We start from the raw sequence: 15,619 nt of genomic DNA, 5'->3' as shown, positions 1-15,619 counted from the left end.
GAGACGCAATTAGCCTTAATTAATAGTACACTCTAATTAGATGCGAGTCCTGATAAAATATAATTTTTAAATTATTAAACCGATTACAATTAACAAAACCTTACCAAAAACAAACGCATTCGAGCCGTATCTTTAATAAAAAAAATGATGTTCGGATTATTTAAAAAGAAAAGCAAGCTAGAGAAACTACAAGAGCAATACAAAAAACTATTAGAGGAATCTTATAAATTATCTACTACTAATCGCAGTGAAAGTGATAAGAAGCAAGCCGAAGCGCAAGCGATTTTAGATCAAATTGATATTTTGAAGCAGGGGGAGTAAATTTAGATTAAATTTACATTCTAATATTTAAAATGTTATGAGCTGTTTGCTTACTGGTGGTACTGGAATTGTTGGAAGCCACATTATTTTCGATTGGCTAAAAAAAGCACTAGTAGACCAAACGGTTAATCATTTGTATGTGGTGATACGCAATAGTTCTATAGCTGCACAAGACCGCCTGCTACAGATTTTAAATGATGCCTCTCGTCCTAATTATCTTAATCCGTTTAGTATTGAAGAGTGTTTGTCAAAAATCACAGTCATTTCTGAAGACTTAATCGCGATTACTAAAAAGACTTTGGAAGTGCACCCATTTGATACTGTTATTCATTGTGCCGGTTCTACAAACCTTTCTCATGCAAGCGATACTAAGACACAGGTGCACGAGCAAAATTTTTTAGCCACCAAACAATTGCTTGATAACTTACCCACTCGAGTTAATCGGTTTATTTACATTAGTACGGCGTATTCATACGGCATTCAAAAAGAAAAAGTAAACGATTCTATTGCCAATTATCGTGTGGATGATTTTAGGAATCCCTATGAGCAATCTAAGTATGAAACAGAACGTTTTGTTAAAAAAACCTGTGAAGAGAAGCACATAAACGCCCAAATTTTAAGACCTAGTATTATTTGTGGTCGCCTCATTGATAAACCTTTTTTTGAAACACCAAAATTTGATGTCTTTTACGCCTGGGCCATTTTTTTAGACAAATATGCACCAAAATTTAAAAATGCTTTTAGAATATGGATCGACAAAGAAAGCGGTCTCAATATTGTCCCTGTAGATTTTGTATCGAAAGCCATTTTGTATGCCTTTTTAAATCCCGATATTAAGGAACTCAATATCGTGAACCCGAAACAGATTCTGCACAAGGACTATGTAGGTGAAGTTCGGAATCTTTTGCCATTAATGATTATGAATATGCTTCGGAAAAACCTGTAAACCTCAATGGTTTTGAACAATTATATTATAAAACGATTGGTTCCGTTTTTGAGAAATATGTTTCTGTTCCAGATTTGCAGTTCGATGCCAAACGCATTCAAAAACTAATTGAACACTTAAAGTTAGATGCGACTCTAGGGGTGCATGAGAATTTCATGAATCTTATCGATTTTTCTGTAGAAAAAAAGTTTAGAAAAAGCTATTAAGCCAACCCTTTTATAAATTGAATGGTTCTATTATTGAATAATTCCGGCTGTTCAACATTGACCACATGTCCGCAATTTTCCACTATAAATAAGGTAGATTGTATATGTTTAGACACTACATTTTTTATGGAAGGTAAAAACAAATGATCTTCGTCTCCCATGACATATAATGTAGGAATTTTGATGTCTTTGGCCCTAAAAAAACGTAATAATGGGTTAATTTCTGATGTTAATTTAAACCAGCGCACAAATTCCTTTTGATACAGTTTCTTAGCTTCATTCACAAAAAGGAGGCGAGAACTTTTATGGTTTTTTCCGGGCATGATTATAAAGGCAAAAAACTTATATAACAGCATGTAAGGGACTACAGATTTAAAAATGACGCCCAATTTTATTAAAATTTGAGAGCGGACATTTAATTTCATAATGGCACCACCCATAATCATACTCTTAACACGCTCGGGATACTTTTCTGCAAGATTTCGTATTAAAATAGTACCTAATGAAATCCCAACAAAATGAGAACGTTCAATTTTTAAATGATTAATTACTTCTACAATATCATGAGTTATAGAATCGAAAGTATACTTTTTATTAAAGGCATCTTTAAGGGCTGGCTTAGAATTGCCATGACCTCGCAAATCTAAAATAAGCACATTAAACTGTGCGCCAAAACTACGTATTTGCTTAAACCAAATAGATGAACTTCCTCCTGCGCCATGTACAAACGTGACCCATTCGGTTGCTGTTTTATGTAAATATGTTGAGTAGTTTAGCACCTGTTTATTTTTATGTAAAAGTAAGGCATTACCGCTTATAAATTCCAAATAAAAAAATCAAAATCGCTTGGTATCCTTTTAGTTAACAAATTCTTTCAAGACGTCTACAACATAGTCAATCTCTTCTTTAGTATTGTATTTGCAAAATGAAAAGCGTAGCGAAGGTTTTTGCAAATCGGCATCAGATAAAATTTGTGATAACACATGTGATCCTTTGTTACTACCGCTTTGACAAGCACTTCCTTTTGAACACGCAATACCTTTTAAATCTAATTGAAACAATAAAATCAAGGCCTTTTCGGCCGGTATAGGCAAACAAACATTGATTAAAGTATAGGTGCTTTTTTCTAAATTAGCACAGTGACCATTAAAGGTTGCTTTTGGAAAAGCCTCCGATATTTTTTTTATAAAATAGGCTTTTAATGTGGTGACATAGGCCCGTTCTTCAATTAAATTTGCATAAGATAATTTGAGTGCTTCTTCAAGACCCACAATATTATGTACCGCTTCGGTTCCTGCACGATGCCCACGCTCCTGCTCTCCTCCAAAAATAAGAGGCTTTAGGCCTGAATGCTTTCTTATAAAAGCAAAGCCCACCCCTTTTGGACCATGAAACTTATGTGCACTTACGGCCATAAAGTCAATATTTAGGTCTTGTAAATCCATTTCGTAATGGCCAACGGACTGCACGGTATCACTGTGAAATAGAGCATCGTAGGTTTTACATAACGCACCCACTTTTTTAATATCGAGGAGGTTTCCAATTTCATTGTTAACATGCATCAAGCTTACCAACTGTTTTTTATCGGCTTGTAATAACGCCTCCAAATGTTGATAATCTATAGTACCATGCTCATCTAAATCAACATATTTAATAGAAATACCATATTCTTGTTCTAATTGAGTAGCCGTGTATAATACGGCATGATGCTCTATTCTAGAAGTAATGATTTCTTTAACCCCTAAATCGCGCACCGCACTGCGTAACACCAAATTGTCTGCTTCTGTACCTCCGAAGTAAAAATAATCTCTGAGGGCGATACATTTAGTAATTTAGCGACTGTTTTACGTGCATTTTCAATGCATGATTTTGAGGTACGACCAAAACTATGCGTTGATGAGGCATTACCATAACACGTTTTTAAAGAATCTGTCATTTTTACAATCACTTCATCTCTTAATTGTGTTGTTGCTGCACTATCAAAATAGACTTGTTTCATTCTTTTGGGAAAACTTTAATATTCATTTAGCTTTTTACTCATACTGTAGCTTTACAGCGAGAAAACGGCTCTTTTGAGAGCACAAAAATAAGTCAAATAAAATTAATGCGGGTTCATGGCGTTAGGATTAACACAATTCTACTATTTTTGTGAAATAATCTACTTTTCTATGAGAACTTTTTTTTCTGTACTAGTTGCCGCTTTTGTATTAATTTCTTGTGACGACGGTGACGTGCTCACTGTAGAACTTGATTTTGACGATACCTATCAAGCATGTGGTGATTTAGTTCTTTTTAAAACAAAAACGAGTCCCAATGAATCACTTTCTCTTCAATTAGAAAGTGTAGATCTAGAAACCTTTTTTGAAACCGAGCCTATTGAAGCAGGGTCTTTACTTGTGGATCTGGTTAATCTCAACCAATCGTATACAATTAACGGAAGTACTAATCGTTTTAATTATAGAACCTATAGCTCTGAGCCCGTTAACGTATTTTGTAATGATGTGCCATCTGCGAATTTGGATGTCATTAATGACTATAGTTCTAACAGTGGTAATGCATTATTTACCATTAACTTAGTTGAAGATGACAATGATGGCATCCCCGCCGCTTTAGAGGATGAAAATTTAGACGGTGATAATGATCCTTCCACCATGCCTACCGATACCGATGGTGATGGCTTGCCGAACTATTTAGATCAGGATGATGATGGTGACAATGTATTTACATCTGCTGAAAAACCAAATTATTCCGTAGAATTAGGATTAACAGCTGCTCAGGATACCGATGGTGATGGCACACCGGATTATTTGGATACTGATGATGATGGTGACGGCGTGTTTACTAGAGATGAAGAAAGTAATTCGGCAAATAGCAATCCTACAGATGACATCACTAATAGTGCTGTTGGTCCAGATTTTTTAAATCCGAGAAATAGTAGCGAGCGTTCCAGCTACAGCCTTTCGCATACATTCCATTAAACAAGAGTTTTCAGTTAACTTATTTATTACAGGTATTGTTTTACCTATTTTAATACAAGAAACGCTTGATTTTGGATTTCTAGATAGTAGCATTACTTCAAAGACACGAACCGTAACACCTCCATTTTAGTAAGTAGCATCACTCCCTTTTTTGTTTTGATAAATGTAAACTTCTGTAGCCCCTTGACCATATTTTTTATAATCGGCTTCGTAAAACTTAACATTATCATAGCGTCCAAACAAATATTCAAGCTCGATTTTTAAAGTCCCTTCACCTACTCCGTGTATGAATACTATTTTTGGTATGTTCTTTCTCATCGCGAATTCCAACTTATGTTTGGCGGTATCTAATTGTAGCATTTTTTTATCATGGCTACTCATCCCGCGTTCGCTTTTTACTAATTGATGAATGTGTAAATCTACTTCCATAGTGGGCTGAAAGCGCTCTTTAGGTTTTACTTTTGGAGCAGTTCTACGCTTTTCAGGTGTTTTTTCTAGAACTATTTGGGAAATGCTTTTACCCGAAAAAGCCTCTCGTTTTAACGAATCATCCTGTTGTTTTACAATTTCAGACGTCTCAAAAATGAGTTCAAATCCATCGGTATCTTCAATAGTGACCTTGTTTCCAATAATTTTAATAATTTCTCCGAGAAAGATTTTCATCCGTAACGAATACGCGGTCTCCTACTTTAAAATTCATTCTTCTTCTTGATTATTTTTTTTAGACGCTTCAACAGACTTGCTTGTCAATTTTCTATTCAATCCGTAGATCCCAATCATTAAGGTAACTATACCAACAATAAGTAATAGGACATTTTGTTTTTCATTGGCATTGGCATAGATGGCAATAGCCCCTCCAATAGCAATTAAAAGATAACTAATTATGTTTTTCATGTTGCTTAATTTCATTACAAAAATATTAAATTAAAACAAGAATACATTTTAATAAAACCACTGTTATAAAATTTTCGTATGTCTTAGTAAATAAAAACTATACAAATTATATTTTTACTTACAAACTAAATCCCTATCTTTGTGATTGCTATTAAATCTCATGTAACAAACTTAAACCTACTCTCCTATGAAATCTCCTAATTGGTTTATTATCTTTTTTTTCCTGTCTTGTGCCAGTTTCGCACAGCTAACGGTACGTAATGACGCTTACCTCTTTGTTAAGGACACCTATGTATATGTCGAAGACGACGTTAATTTAAAGGAACCTAATTCCACGCTTTACTTGCGCAGTGACGGTCAATTGTTGCAAGGCGGTGGTACCACTGGTAATGCGGGCTTAGGAAAAGTAAGTGTTTACCAAGAAGGATCGGTTCACAATTATGCCTATAATTACTGGGCGTCACCCGTGGGTAATGTAAATACAGATGTCAATGGTAATAATACATTTAAATCTGATGCCTCAATTTTAACAGACGCTACCGGTTTAACCACCAGTACTCCAGCAACCATGATTGGTGGATATGATGGCACAGCTTCACCTTTAGGAATAGCCAAGTATTGGTTATATGGTTATTCTCCAGGAACTTTATATGCAGAATGGGATCACATAGGAAACGGTGCAGACTTACAACCGGGATATGGGTTTACAATGAAAGGCTCTACTGGCTCTGCAAGCCAACGTTATGACTTTAGAGGAAAACCAAATTCCGGAACTATAAATACTGCGGTTCTTACTGGGAATTACACCCTAGTAGGGAATCCTTATCCATCAGCATTGGATGCTGCTGCATACATTCATGATGCCAATAACGCCAGTATTATTACTGGAACTTTATTTTTCCGGGAACAAGACACTGCTGTTATGTCTCATAATTTATCACAGTACGTTGGTGGTTATGCGACTTACACTATTGCTTCCGATGGTTCCATGGAAAATTTTGTCCCTGCAGTATTTACAACGTTGGGGCCTGATGGTTACCCGAATTCTACAGGTTCTACCTCTACAAGCGGAAAATCGGTAAAACGATATATTCCTGTAGGCCAAGGCTTCATGATTGAAGGTGCCGTCGATGGCGATGCCCAAGCAAAAAATGAACACAGAGTGTATTATAAAGAAAGTGACACCAATAGTGAATTCTTTAAGGACACGGCCAGTAGCGATAAAAAAACATCGACTCCGGTAGGTGCTGTGAATGAATTTCAATATGACGACAATGGATTACAAATCTTACCAGATTTGCCAGGTTTAAGACGTTTTAGACTAAATGTAGATTTTAATGATCAACATACAAGACAATTATTACATAACTTCCATCCCGATGCTACCGATGGTTTTGATTATGGATTAGAGTCTAATAATTTAGAACCAAATGACAGAGATGCTTACTTTATTTTAGGCGATATGCCTTACATAACACAAGCTCACAACTTTGATGTAAATTTAAAAATACCATTAGTCATTACGTTAGATGCTAATACACCTGTAAGAGTGCGTATTTTCGATGTACAACATTTTGATTCAGAGCCCATATACATACACGATAAAGTCACTGATATATACTACGACCTAACAGCCCGTAATTTTGAAGCTAATTTAGAGACAGGAACCTATGCAGATCGTTTTGAGATTACTTTTACTAATGGTGTTACTTTGAGTACTACAGAATTTGAAGACAACGACTTTTCTGTATTTCAGAACAACACCTTTTCACAATTAGTGATCGCCAATCCTAAGGCGCTTGACATTGCATCTGTTTCCTTAATTGATATCTCTCGGTAAACAAATCTTTAATAAAATAGATTTAGATAATAAGGCACGTCATGAGTTTTCAACGAAAAATTTAAGTGATGGCGTTTATATTGTAACGGTTACTTTAGATAATACTAATGTTTTGAGTAAGAAAATCATTGTTTCGAATAAATAATATTTGAAATTCATTATAAATACTTATGCTGCTATTTAAAAATAGCAGCATTTTTTTATGTTATTTTTTTACATTTACAAAAAACAACAAGATGTATTCACCAGAAGATTATATGCTTCCCTGTTTAAATAAGAAACTGTTTGGCTTTGATTGCTTAGGCTGTGGTTTGCAACGCGGATTAAGTCATTTATTCCATGGTGAATTGATCGCTGCTTTTAAAATGTATCCAGCCGTTTATACTTTAGTACCTTTAGGTTTATTAATCCTCACTTCTCTTTTTTACAAGTTTAAACACCTTAATAAAATTATTAACGGGCTAGCTATTGCCTCTGTTTTAATTATTATTATTAGTTTTACAATGAAATTTTTTAATTAATAAAACCAACTTATGAAAAAAAGCTTAACCCAACGTTAGTTTATGTATTATCCATTATTGGCCTTTTATGCTGCTGTTTTGGTGGTTTAGGAGTCTTATTATCAGCACCAGCCTACTTTATAGCTGGAAGTAAAATAAAAGCAGCTCAATTAAATCCTGACGATTACGAAGGGGATATTAAAGCCATGAATACGGCGAAAATAGTAGCCTTGGTAATTACAATTATTAATGCTATATATTTAATATATAACATCTACTATATTTCAACTGGAGGTTGGGAAGAAAGTATGATGCGTTACCAAGAGATAATGGAACAAATGCAACAAAATTAATTATCTCAAATATTATAAAGAAAAAAGCGACCCTAGGGTCGCTTTTTTCTTTATAATAAAACGAAGTCAATCTATTTTTCAAATTGCTTTAACGTTTTAGTAATAATAGTTACACAATCTAATAATTGTTCTTTCGTCATTACTAGAGGGGGTGCAAAACGAATAATGTTTCCATGTGTAGGTTTTGCCAATAACCCGTTATCACGTAAGGCAATACAAATATTCCATGCCGTCTCACTGTCTTCACTATCGTTAATTAAAATCGCATTTAATAAACCTTTTCCTCTTACACCGTTAACGATGTTCGAGGTGTCAATAAACTTTTGTAATTCGGCTCTAAACAATTCACCTAATTCCTGTGCGTTTTCTGCTAATTTTTCATCTTTAATAACTTCTAAAGCAGCCATACCTACAGCAGCAGCCACCGGATTTCCTCCAAAGGTACTCCCATGGTTTCCTGGTTTTATAACATTCATGATGTTATTATTAGCTAAAACAGCAGACACCGGATACGCACCTCCTGATAAGGCTTTTCCTAGAATTAAAATATCGGCCTTTACTTCGGTGTGCCTGAACAATGTTTATCCACACAAGAGCAGTTACCACATGTCGCTAATAAACGACCTGTTCTTCCTATTCCTGTTTGTACCTCGTCTGCAATAAATAAGACATTATGTTTTTCACACAACGCTTTTGCTGCTGCCAAATACCCTTCACTAGGCACATAAACACCCGCTTCACCTTGAATAGGCTCAACTAGGAACCCTGCAACATTCTTATTACTATTTAATACGTCTTCTAAAGCCTTAAGATTATCGTATTCAATTTTTATAAACCCTTTAGTGTAGGGACCAAAGTTTTTGCGTGCCACAGCATCGTTAGAAAATGAAATGATCGTCGTCGTTCTTCCATGGAAATTGTTTTCACATACAATTATTTCAGCTTCATTTTCATCAATACCTTTCACTTCATACGCCCATTTTCTACATAGTTTTAAAGCGGTTTCCACAGCTTCGGCACCAGTATTCATGGGTAATAACTTATCAAAATGAAACGTTTCCGTCGCATATTTTTCAAACTTCCCCAACATATCATTATAAAATGCTCTTGAAGTTAAAGTAAGGGTTTGTGCTTGTTGGGTCATGGCCCCAACAATTTTTGGGTGACAATGTCCTTGGTTAACCGCAGAGTATGCCGATAAAAAATCGTAATACTTTTTACCTTCTACATCCCATACATACACCCCATCACCTTTACTCAATACTACAGGAAGTGGATGGTAATTGTGTGCTCCGTATTTGTTTTCTAAATCCATCGCCTGTTGCGATGTTAAGTGTTCTAAAACAGCCATTTTTTTATTAATTTTAAAGTTATAAAGTAGCCATTCCTTCTGTACCTTTTTCCTTTCGAAGTCTAAACTCACCATAATTTTATTGCAGGCGAGAATCGAAAATTCAGCGTGGGAGAGAAATCATCCCTAAGAGTTTGCAAATTACTAAATATAAGGTTGAATTAAAATATTTGGATAGTGTTTTTTGTGACTAAAAAAGAAACTATTTTTGCACTTATGGCAAGAAGTAAAAATAAAAAGCAAATCTTCACAAATGTTGAAGTAATAGATGCTGCTGCAAAAGGAAAAACAGTAGCAAAGGCACCAGATGGAAAAGTAATTTTCTTACCAAACGCAGTACCAGGTGATGTCGTAGATGTACAAACCTTTAAAAAACGTAAGGCTTATTATGAAGGTAAAGCTACCGTTTTTCATACCTTGAGTGACAAACGTACAGAACCGGAATGTCAACATTTTGGAGTCTGTGGAGGCTGTAAGTGGCAAAATATGGCCTATGAGCATCAATTGTTCTATAAGCAAAAGGAAGTGACTAACAACCTAACACGAATTGGCCATATCGAATTACCGAAGTCACGCCTATTCTTGGTTCTAGCGAGCAGTACTTTTACAGAAATAAAATGGAATTTTCATTTAGTGATTCCCGTTGGTTAACTTTAGAAGAAATACAAAGTGATCAAGATTTTGGAGATAGAAATGCACTTGGCTTTCATATTCCTGGGATGTGGGATAAAATTCTAGACATCAAAAAATGTCATTTGCAAGCAGATCCATCCAACGCCATTAGAAATGGGGTAAAAACATTTGCTGTAGAAAATGGTTTGGCGTTTTTTAATACCAGAAATCAAACTGGATTGTTACGTACTTTAATGATTCGAACGGCGTCAACGGGAGACCTCATGGTTTTGGTTCAGTTTTTTAAAGAAGACAAACAACAACGTGAGTTATTACTCGATTATATTGCCGAAACATTTCCGGAAGTCACCTCGCTTCAATATGTTATAAACGGCAAAGCGAATGACACCATTTACGATCAAGAAGTGGTTTGTTATAAAGGTAAAGACCATATTTTTGAAGAAATGGAAGGCTTGAAATTTAAGATTAATGCAAAATCTTTCTACCGGACCAATTCTGCTCAGGCCTATGAATTATATAAATTAACCCGTACGTTCGCCGATTTAAAAGGTGATGAATTGGTTTACGATTTGTACACGGGTACGGGAACTATTGCTCAATTTGTTGCCAAACAAGCTAAAAAGGTGGTAGGTGTAGAATCTGTACCTGATGCCATTACTGCTGCAAAAGAAAATGCACAATTAAATGGCATTGATAACGTTGAATTCTTTGTTGGTGACATGAAAAACGTATTTAATGAGCAATTTATAGCGGCACATGGTCATCCGAGATGTCATTATTACCGATCCACCTCGTGATGGAATGCATAAAGATGTTGTTAAACAAATACTAAACATTGCGCCAGTAAAAGGTAGTTTATGTAAGTTGCAACAGCGCCACACAAGCGAGAGACTTAGAACTCTTGGATGCGTTGTATAAAGTCACTAAAGTACAAGCTGTAGATATGTTCCCGCAAACGTTTCATGTAGAAAATATTGTACTTTTAGAAAAGCGTTAGAATAGAAACTAAAATGAAAAACCTCAAAATAATGGTGTTTGCTGTATGCGCTTTTTCGCTATTTACCTGCGAAAAAGATGACTTATGTGATGAAAACACCCCTGTAACACCACGAATGATCTTTGAGTTTAGGGATTTGGCCAATCCGGAAAGTACAAAAAACGTTGCTGGCTTAAGAGTTGAAGATCCGGACGATAGTTCTCGCTTTTTGGAAGCCTATAGTGGCAGTAGTAGTGAATTACAAATGATTTTACCTCTCAAAACAGATAGAATTGAAGTGGAAGAGGAAGGCGAAATCGAATATGTAGGTGAAACAAAGTTCGTTGTCTATAAAGAGTATGTTGATGATATGACAACTGGCAATGCAGATACCATAACTATTACCTATAAAATTAAGGACCTTTATGTGTCCCGCGCCTGTGGTTATAAAACGACTTATGAAAACGTCTCTGTAACTATTGAACCCGATGGTGATAACTGGATGCTATTTGAAGACGCAACAAACGAAAATCAATCTGTATTGAATGAAGATGAAACACACTGGACTATACGTCATTAGCAGCCTTATCCTATTATGTGGTCTTACTGTTAACGCTCAGGATAAAAAAACAACAGTTACAGACTCCATAAAATACACTCAAAAATATGGACTACGTGTTGGTGCCGATTTGAGTAAGTTAATCCGTACTGCTATCGATGAAGATTATAAGGGTTTTGAATTAAACGGCGATTTTAGACTAACACAAAGCTGGTATATTGCAGCAGAGTTGGGTAATGAAGAAAAAACAAGCACTACCGATTTTTTAAATGTTACCGCTTCGGAAGTTACTTTAAAGGCGGCTTAGATTATAACATGTATACCAACTGGCTAGGCATGGAGAATATGATTTACTCAGGCTTTAGAGGGGGTATTAGCACGTTTTCTCAAACCAGAAACAGTTATACCGTATATGTTGAAGATCAATACTGGGCACCACAATTTACAAATACGGAATCTAAAGAATTCAGTGGCCTTTCAGCCCTTTGGGTAGAATTTGTAATTGGTATTAAAGCTGAAGTACTCAATAATCTCTTTGTAGGTTTAAATGCGCAACTTAAAGGTTTAATATCTGACGATCACCCTGAAAATTTTGACAATTTGTATATCCCTGGTTTTAACAAAACCTATGATAGCAGTAAGTTTGGCGCGGGGTATAGTTATACCATCTCTTATTTAATTCCCATTTTTAAAAAGAATAAGTAAAAGAAGCATTCCTAAGAATTAGTTATTCATATACTTCCCTTTCTTACTCCCAGCATAGATGTCATACTTCACTAAACGCGACTCTAGTTTGGCATTCATGAGATGTATTTTTCTAGAAGGACGCAAGCCCACGTGTTTTAATGCCTCCAAATTTGAAGTAATAAACCAAGCCTCGGTATTGGGGTAATTTTGTTTTAAGGTATCTCCAATATTCGCATAAAAGCTTTCCATATCGATATCTAAACGTTCGCCATACGGTGGATTAAACACCATATGTAGTTTATCGTCTCCTCCTTTTTGGGTTTTAAAAAAATCTTCATGTTTAATGGTCACGAATTCATCTAAATGGGCATTTTTTAAATTCTCAATCGCTTTTGTTACAGCGCTGGGTGATTTGTCAAAACCTATCAACTTATGGTGGAAATCACGTGTTTTCTTCAGCAACGATTCCTCAATCTTTTCAAATAACTCCACATCCCAATCCGTCCAACGCTCAAAAGCAAATTCTTTACGCATTAAATTAGGGGGTATATTACAAGCAATCATCGCTGCTTCAGCTAAAAGCGTACCACTACCACACATAGGGTCCATAAAATCACTCTGTCCGTCCCAACCGGACAACATAATCAATCCCGCGGCTAATACTTCATTTATAGGAGCTATGTTCGTTGCCGATTTATAGCCTCTTTTATGCAAAGAATCCCCGGAAGAATCTAAAGAAATATTACACGTTTCTCTATCTATATGGACATTTACCTTTAGATCTGGAAACTTTAAGTCCACATTGGGACGTTCTCCGGTTTCATCTCTAAATTTATCAACAATAGCATCTTTCGTTTTTTGAGAAATATATAACGAATGATTAAAAACTTCAGAATTCACAGTAGAATCAATAGCTAAAGTACCAGAAGGTTTTAGATACTTACTCCAATCCATTTTGTACACTTGATCATACAAATCTTTCTCGCTCCTAATTCTAAACGTATTAATCGGTTTTAATATTTTAGTTGCTGTACGTAGCCCTAAATTAGCCTTATACATAAACCCTTTATCCCCAACAAAACTCACGTTACGCACACCCGTTTTCACTTCTCGTGCACCTAGTTGTATTAATTCTTTTGCTAGTAACTCTTCAAAGCCAAATAAGGTTTTGGCAACCATTTTGAAATTATCTTCCATTATTTTCATCCAATAGAAAGCAAAAATACTCTATTTTTGTGCTAACGTGAAATAAACTAAATCGAGATTCCCGATTTTATGGGAAATATTATGATAAAAGACAACACTACTTGGTACGCGTCATGGTTTGATACACCATTTTACCATATATTATATAAGGACAGAGATTACGAAGAAGCTGAAACTTTCATGACGAATCTCACCAATTACTTAAACATTCCTGAACACGGAAAAATATTAGATTTAGCGTGTGGTAAGGGACGGCATGCTGTGTATTTAAATGAAATAGGTTACCATGTCACTGGTGTCGACTTGTCTGAAAACAGTATTGAATATGCCAAACAATTTGAAAACGAGACCTTAAATTTTGAGGTTCATGATATGTGTAAACCATATCCTGAGACTTTTGATGCCGTTTTTAATCTCTTTACCAGTTTTGGCTATTTTGATAATGAAGAAGATAACCTCAATACCATTAAAGCGATAAAAGCCAATTTAAGCGAGACGGGCTTTGGTGTTATAGATTTTCTAAATAGCGAATACATTATTGAAAATCTTGTTTCGGAAAACTCAAAAACCGTGGAAGGCATCACCTTTCATCAAAAACGTTACGTAGATAATGGCTACCTTATTAAAGACATTTCATTTACTGTAGACGGAGAGGATTTTGAATTTCAGGAACGCGTAAAAGCGCTAACATTAAAAGATTTTGAAGCGCTTTTTGAAAAAGCTGGCGTCTATTTACTAGATGTTTTTGGCGATCATAAATTAAATAAATACCATAGAAAACAATCTGAACGTTTAATTCTCATTTTCAAATAAATGCTGAATCTTTTATTACCCGTAGCGACTGTCGTTTTAGGTTTTCTCATTGTCGTGGTTTTAAAACCTAAACAACCTAAAAACTTAAAATTACTACTTGCTTTTAGTGGGGCCTTCCTCCTATCTATTACTGTTTTTAGTTTTTTACCGGAAGTTTACCATACAGAAAACAAAAACGTGGGGTTGTTTATTATGGTTGGTATTTTATTGCAAATCGTTTTAGAGTTCTTTTCTAAAGGGGCAGAGCACGGACATGTACATATTAACAAGAACGCCACCGCTTTTCCTTGGTTATTATTTGTAAGTTTAAGTATTCACAGTGTTCTAGAAGGGATCCCCATTCATGCACATGGGAGTTTAATTTATGGTGTTATCGTTCACAAACTACCTGTGGCAGTCATTTTAACCACCTTTTTTTTAGCCTCTAAAATGCCTAAGAGAAAATCATTATTATTTATGATGCTCTTTGCTTTTATGACACCATTGGGGGTGTATCTGTCTGAAAATTTCACTTTTTTTGAAACCTACTTTTTAGAAATTTCGGCGATTGTTATTGGTATTTTTTTACACATATCTACTACGATTCTATTTGAAAGTAATGAAGATCATAAATTTAATATCACAAAATTAGCAACCATCGTATTGGCTGTTGTTATTGCTTATTTTATCTAAAGAAAGAAAAGAGTGTTGGTTTAAAAGGTAATGCGCCATTTACTTATAATTAAAAATTTGAAAACGTGTTTTCACAAGAAGAATCGAAACAACTAAAACAAGAGTTCTGGACCAGCTTTGGGAAATCTTTTCCAAGAAAATGGCTGTTATACCATACAAAAATAAAGGGCTTTAGTTTCAAGTTTCAATTTGATAATAAACAAGCTGCAGTGGTGTTGGACCTGGAAGACGATTTAGAAAATCGTATTACCTACTGGGAAAAGCTCCAATCTTTAGAAACTATACTTAAAACCGATTTTTTGCCGGATGCTATTTTTGAAGAAGCATATTTTTTAGAAAACGGTAAAGAAATCTCTAGAGTCTCGGTGGTATTGGATCAAAAAGTCTCCATTCATAATAAAAACACCTGGCAAGACGTTATGTTATTTTTCAATGAACACATGGCTTTGTTTGAAGCGTTCTTTTATGAGTATGAAGATTTTATTAAGGCCTAACCACTCGACTTTATAAAAAGATTCAACATACGAGATTCAATTATAGGCGGATTATATGAAGATAAGCAGGGAAATATTTGCTTTGCTGCTGAAAATAATGGTGTGTACCGTTATAACGGCGTATCATTTACTCATTTAAAGACCAGTGAAGGTGCGGATATTAAGTGTTTTTGAAGATCGTGAAAATCGA

Annotated in this window: 16 protein-coding genes and 4 pseudogenes; 14 read left to right on the top strand and 6 right to left on the bottom strand. The window is 35.2% G+C overall.

All coding sequences use genetic code 11. From position 1 onward, the window contains the following. Positions 1-147: 147 nt before the first annotated feature. From N7U66_RS00525 to N7U66_RS00515, 3 genes are all read left to right on the top strand, one after another. Complete coding sequence (locus N7U66_RS00525) at positions 148-321, top strand: Lacal_2735 family protein (protein ID WP_267678580.1); 174 nt, start codon at positions 148-150, stop codon at positions 319-321. Between the two features lie 37 nt (positions 322-358). Beyond that, complete coding sequence (locus N7U66_RS00520) at positions 359-1,267, top strand: SDR family oxidoreductase (RefSeq protein WP_267676888.1); 909 nt, start codon at positions 359-361, stop codon at positions 1,265-1,267. 74 nt (positions 1,268-1,341) lie between these two features. Then, positions 1,342-1,473, top strand: a complete 132-nt coding sequence (locus N7U66_RS00515; protein WP_267676887.1) for a hypothetical protein — start codon at positions 1,342-1,344, stop codon at positions 1,471-1,473. Here the strand turns inward: N7U66_RS00515 and N7U66_RS00510 are convergent. Both N7U66_RS00510 and N7U66_RS00505 read right to left on the bottom strand, forming a co-directional pair. Then, positions 1,470-2,252: an alpha/beta fold hydrolase gene (locus N7U66_RS00510; RefSeq protein ID WP_267676886.1), complete on the bottom strand. Its 783-nt coding sequence runs from the start codon at positions 2,250-2,252 to the stop codon at positions 1,470-1,472. The two genes, N7U66_RS00515 and N7U66_RS00510, sit on opposite strands and share 4 nt — an antisense overlap. A gap of 78 nt (positions 2,253-2,330) precedes the next feature. After that, positions 2,331-3,472: pseudogene (locus N7U66_RS00505) on the bottom strand (cysteine desulfurase family protein). A 169-nt stretch (positions 3,473-3,641) separates the two neighbouring features. Here N7U66_RS00505 and N7U66_RS00500 point away from each other — a divergent pair. Continuing rightward, complete coding sequence (locus tag N7U66_RS00500) at positions 3,642-4,451, top strand: hypothetical protein (RefSeq protein ID WP_267676885.1); 810 nt, start codon at positions 3,642-3,644, stop codon at positions 4,449-4,451. 126 nt (positions 4,452-4,577) lie between these two features. Here N7U66_RS00500 and N7U66_RS00495 read toward each other — a convergent pair whose 3' ends face one another. Further along, a complete protein-coding gene (locus N7U66_RS00495) occupies positions 4,578-5,114 on the bottom strand; it encodes a DNA mismatch repair protein MutS (RefSeq protein WP_313791350.1) in 537 nt (178 codons plus the stop codon). Positions 5,115-5,147: 33 nt separating this feature from the next. Next, positions 5,148-5,345: a hypothetical protein gene (locus N7U66_RS00490; protein WP_267676884.1), complete on the bottom strand. Its 198-nt coding sequence runs from the start codon at positions 5,343-5,345 to the stop codon at positions 5,148-5,150. Positions 5,346-5,532: 187 nt separating this feature from the next. Between N7U66_RS00490 and N7U66_RS00485 the strand changes: the two genes are divergently transcribed. The 4 genes from N7U66_RS00485 (at position 5,533) to N7U66_RS00475 (ending at position 8,038) form a co-directional block, all read left to right on the top strand. After that, positions 5,533-7,185, top strand: coding sequence for a hypothetical protein (locus N7U66_RS00485; protein WP_267676883.1), 1,653 nt, complete (start codon positions 5,533-5,535; stop codon positions 7,183-7,185). Next, complete coding sequence (locus N7U66_RS22395; RefSeq protein ID WP_390886608.1) at positions 7,169-7,330, top strand: T9SS type A sorting domain-containing protein; 162 nt, start codon at positions 7,169-7,171, stop codon at positions 7,328-7,330. The genes N7U66_RS00485 and N7U66_RS22395 overlap by 17 nt, the downstream gene beginning before the upstream one ends. Before the next feature lie 91 nt (positions 7,331-7,421). Then, positions 7,422-7,706 carry a DUF2752 domain-containing protein gene (locus N7U66_RS00480; RefSeq protein WP_267676882.1) on the top strand — a complete coding sequence of 95 codons (285 nt, stop codon included), beginning with the start codon at positions 7,422-7,424 and terminating at the stop codon, positions 7,704-7,706. Beyond that, on the top strand, positions 7,706-8,038 hold the full coding sequence (locus N7U66_RS00475) for a CCC motif membrane protein (RefSeq protein WP_267678579.1): 333 nt from the start codon (positions 7,706-7,708) through the stop codon (positions 8,036-8,038). The genes N7U66_RS00480 and N7U66_RS00475 overlap by 1 nt, the downstream gene beginning before the upstream one ends. A gap of 71 nt (positions 8,039-8,109) precedes the next feature. Here N7U66_RS00475 and rocD read toward each other — a convergent pair. Then, positions 8,110-9,389: pseudogene (gene rocD / locus N7U66_RS00470) on the bottom strand (ornithine--oxo-acid transaminase). Between the two features lie 216 nt (positions 9,390-9,605). Between rocD and rlmD the strand changes: the two are divergent. The 3 genes and pseudogenes from rlmD to N7U66_RS22390 all read left to right on the top strand — a co-directional run bounded on the left by rlmD (position 9,606) and on the right by N7U66_RS22390 (position 12,262). Next, a pseudogene (gene rlmD, locus N7U66_RS00465) lies at positions 9,606-11,019 on the top strand (23S rRNA (uracil(1939)-C(5))-methyltransferase RlmD). A 13-nt stretch (positions 11,020-11,032) separates the two neighbouring features. Beyond that, positions 11,033-11,578 (top strand): DUF6452 family protein, encoded by a 546-nt coding sequence (locus N7U66_RS00460; RefSeq protein WP_267676881.1) that lies wholly within the window; start codon positions 11,033-11,035, stop codon positions 11,576-11,578. After that, positions 11,544-12,262, top strand: a pseudogene (locus N7U66_RS22390) (DUF6048 family protein). Before N7U66_RS00460 ends, N7U66_RS22390 begins: the two are co-directional and overlap by 35 nt. Before the next feature lie 18 nt (positions 12,263-12,280). Here N7U66_RS22390 and N7U66_RS00450 read toward each other — a convergent pair. Then, positions 12,281-13,441 carry a THUMP domain-containing class I SAM-dependent RNA methyltransferase gene (locus N7U66_RS00450; protein ID WP_267676880.1) on the bottom strand — a complete coding sequence of 387 codons (1,161 nt, stop codon included), beginning with the start codon at positions 13,439-13,441 and terminating at the stop codon, positions 12,281-12,283. Between the two features lie 90 nt (positions 13,442-13,531). Between N7U66_RS00450 and N7U66_RS00445 the strand changes: the two genes are divergently transcribed. The 3 genes from N7U66_RS00445 to N7U66_RS00435 all read left to right on the top strand — a co-directional run bounded on the left by N7U66_RS00445 (position 13,532) and on the right by N7U66_RS00435 (position 15,429). Beyond that, the gene (locus tag N7U66_RS00445) at positions 13,532-14,263 is read left to right on the top strand and encodes a class I SAM-dependent methyltransferase (protein WP_267676879.1); all 732 of its coding nucleotides are present in this window, start codon (positions 13,532-13,534) and stop codon (positions 14,261-14,263) included. Further along, the gene (locus N7U66_RS00440; protein WP_267676878.1) at positions 14,264-14,935 is read left to right on the top strand and encodes a ZIP family metal transporter; all 672 of its coding nucleotides are present in this window, start codon (positions 14,264-14,266) and stop codon (positions 14,933-14,935) included. 65 nt (positions 14,936-15,000) lie between these two features. Continuing rightward, entirely contained in the window at positions 15,001-15,429 is a 429-nt protein-coding gene (locus N7U66_RS00435) for a DUF4268 domain-containing protein (protein ID WP_267676877.1), read from the top strand. Positions 15,430-15,619: the final 190 nt, after the last annotated feature.

The organism is Lacinutrix neustonica, from assembly GCF_026625145.1.
Lineage (GTDB): Bacteria > Bacteroidota > Bacteroidia > Flavobacteriales > Flavobacteriaceae > Lacinutrix > Lacinutrix neustonica.
The sequence above is the reverse complement of the archived record's forward strand: the minus strand, read 5'-3'. Positions and strand labels throughout refer to the sequence as shown.

What these genes read in the sequence shown, in the direction of transcription:
- N7U66_RS00525 (WP_267678580.1), top strand. Translation starts at nt 148, where the DNA reads ATGTTCGGATTATTTAAAAAGAAAAGCAAGCTAGAGAAACTACAAGAG.
- N7U66_RS00520 (WP_267676888.1), top strand. Translation starts at nt 359, where the DNA reads ATGAGCTGTTTGCTTACTGGTGGTACTGGAATTGTTGGAAGCCACATT.
- N7U66_RS00500 (WP_267676885.1), top strand. Translation starts at nt 3,642, where the DNA reads ATGAGAACTTTTTTTTCTGTACTAGTTGCCGCTTTTGTATTAATTTCT.
- N7U66_RS00495 (WP_313791350.1), bottom strand. Translation starts at nt 5,114, where the DNA reads ATGAAAATCTTTCTCGGAGAAATTATTAAAATTATTGGAAACAAGGTC.
- N7U66_RS00490 (WP_267676884.1), bottom strand. Translation starts at nt 5,345, where the DNA reads ATGAAAAACATAATTAGTTATCTTTTAATTGCTATTGGAGGGGCTATT.
- N7U66_RS00485 (WP_267676883.1), top strand. Translation starts at nt 5,533, where the DNA reads ATGAAATCTCCTAATTGGTTTATTATCTTTTTTTTCCTGTCTTGTGCC.
- N7U66_RS00480 (WP_267676882.1), top strand. Translation starts at nt 7,422, where the DNA reads ATGTATTCACCAGAAGATTATATGCTTCCCTGTTTAAATAAGAAACTG.
- N7U66_RS00460 (WP_267676881.1), top strand. Translation starts at nt 11,033, where the DNA reads ATGAAAAACCTCAAAATAATGGTGTTTGCTGTATGCGCTTTTTCGCTA.
- N7U66_RS00450 (WP_267676880.1), bottom strand. Translation starts at nt 13,441, where the DNA reads ATGGAAGATAATTTCAAAATGGTTGCCAAAACCTTATTTGGCTTTGAA.
- N7U66_RS00445 (WP_267676879.1), top strand. Translation starts at nt 13,532, where the DNA reads ATGATAAAAGACAACACTACTTGGTACGCGTCATGGTTTGATACACCA.
- N7U66_RS00440 (WP_267676878.1), top strand. Translation starts at nt 14,264, where the DNA reads ATGCTGAATCTTTTATTACCCGTAGCGACTGTCGTTTTAGGTTTTCTC.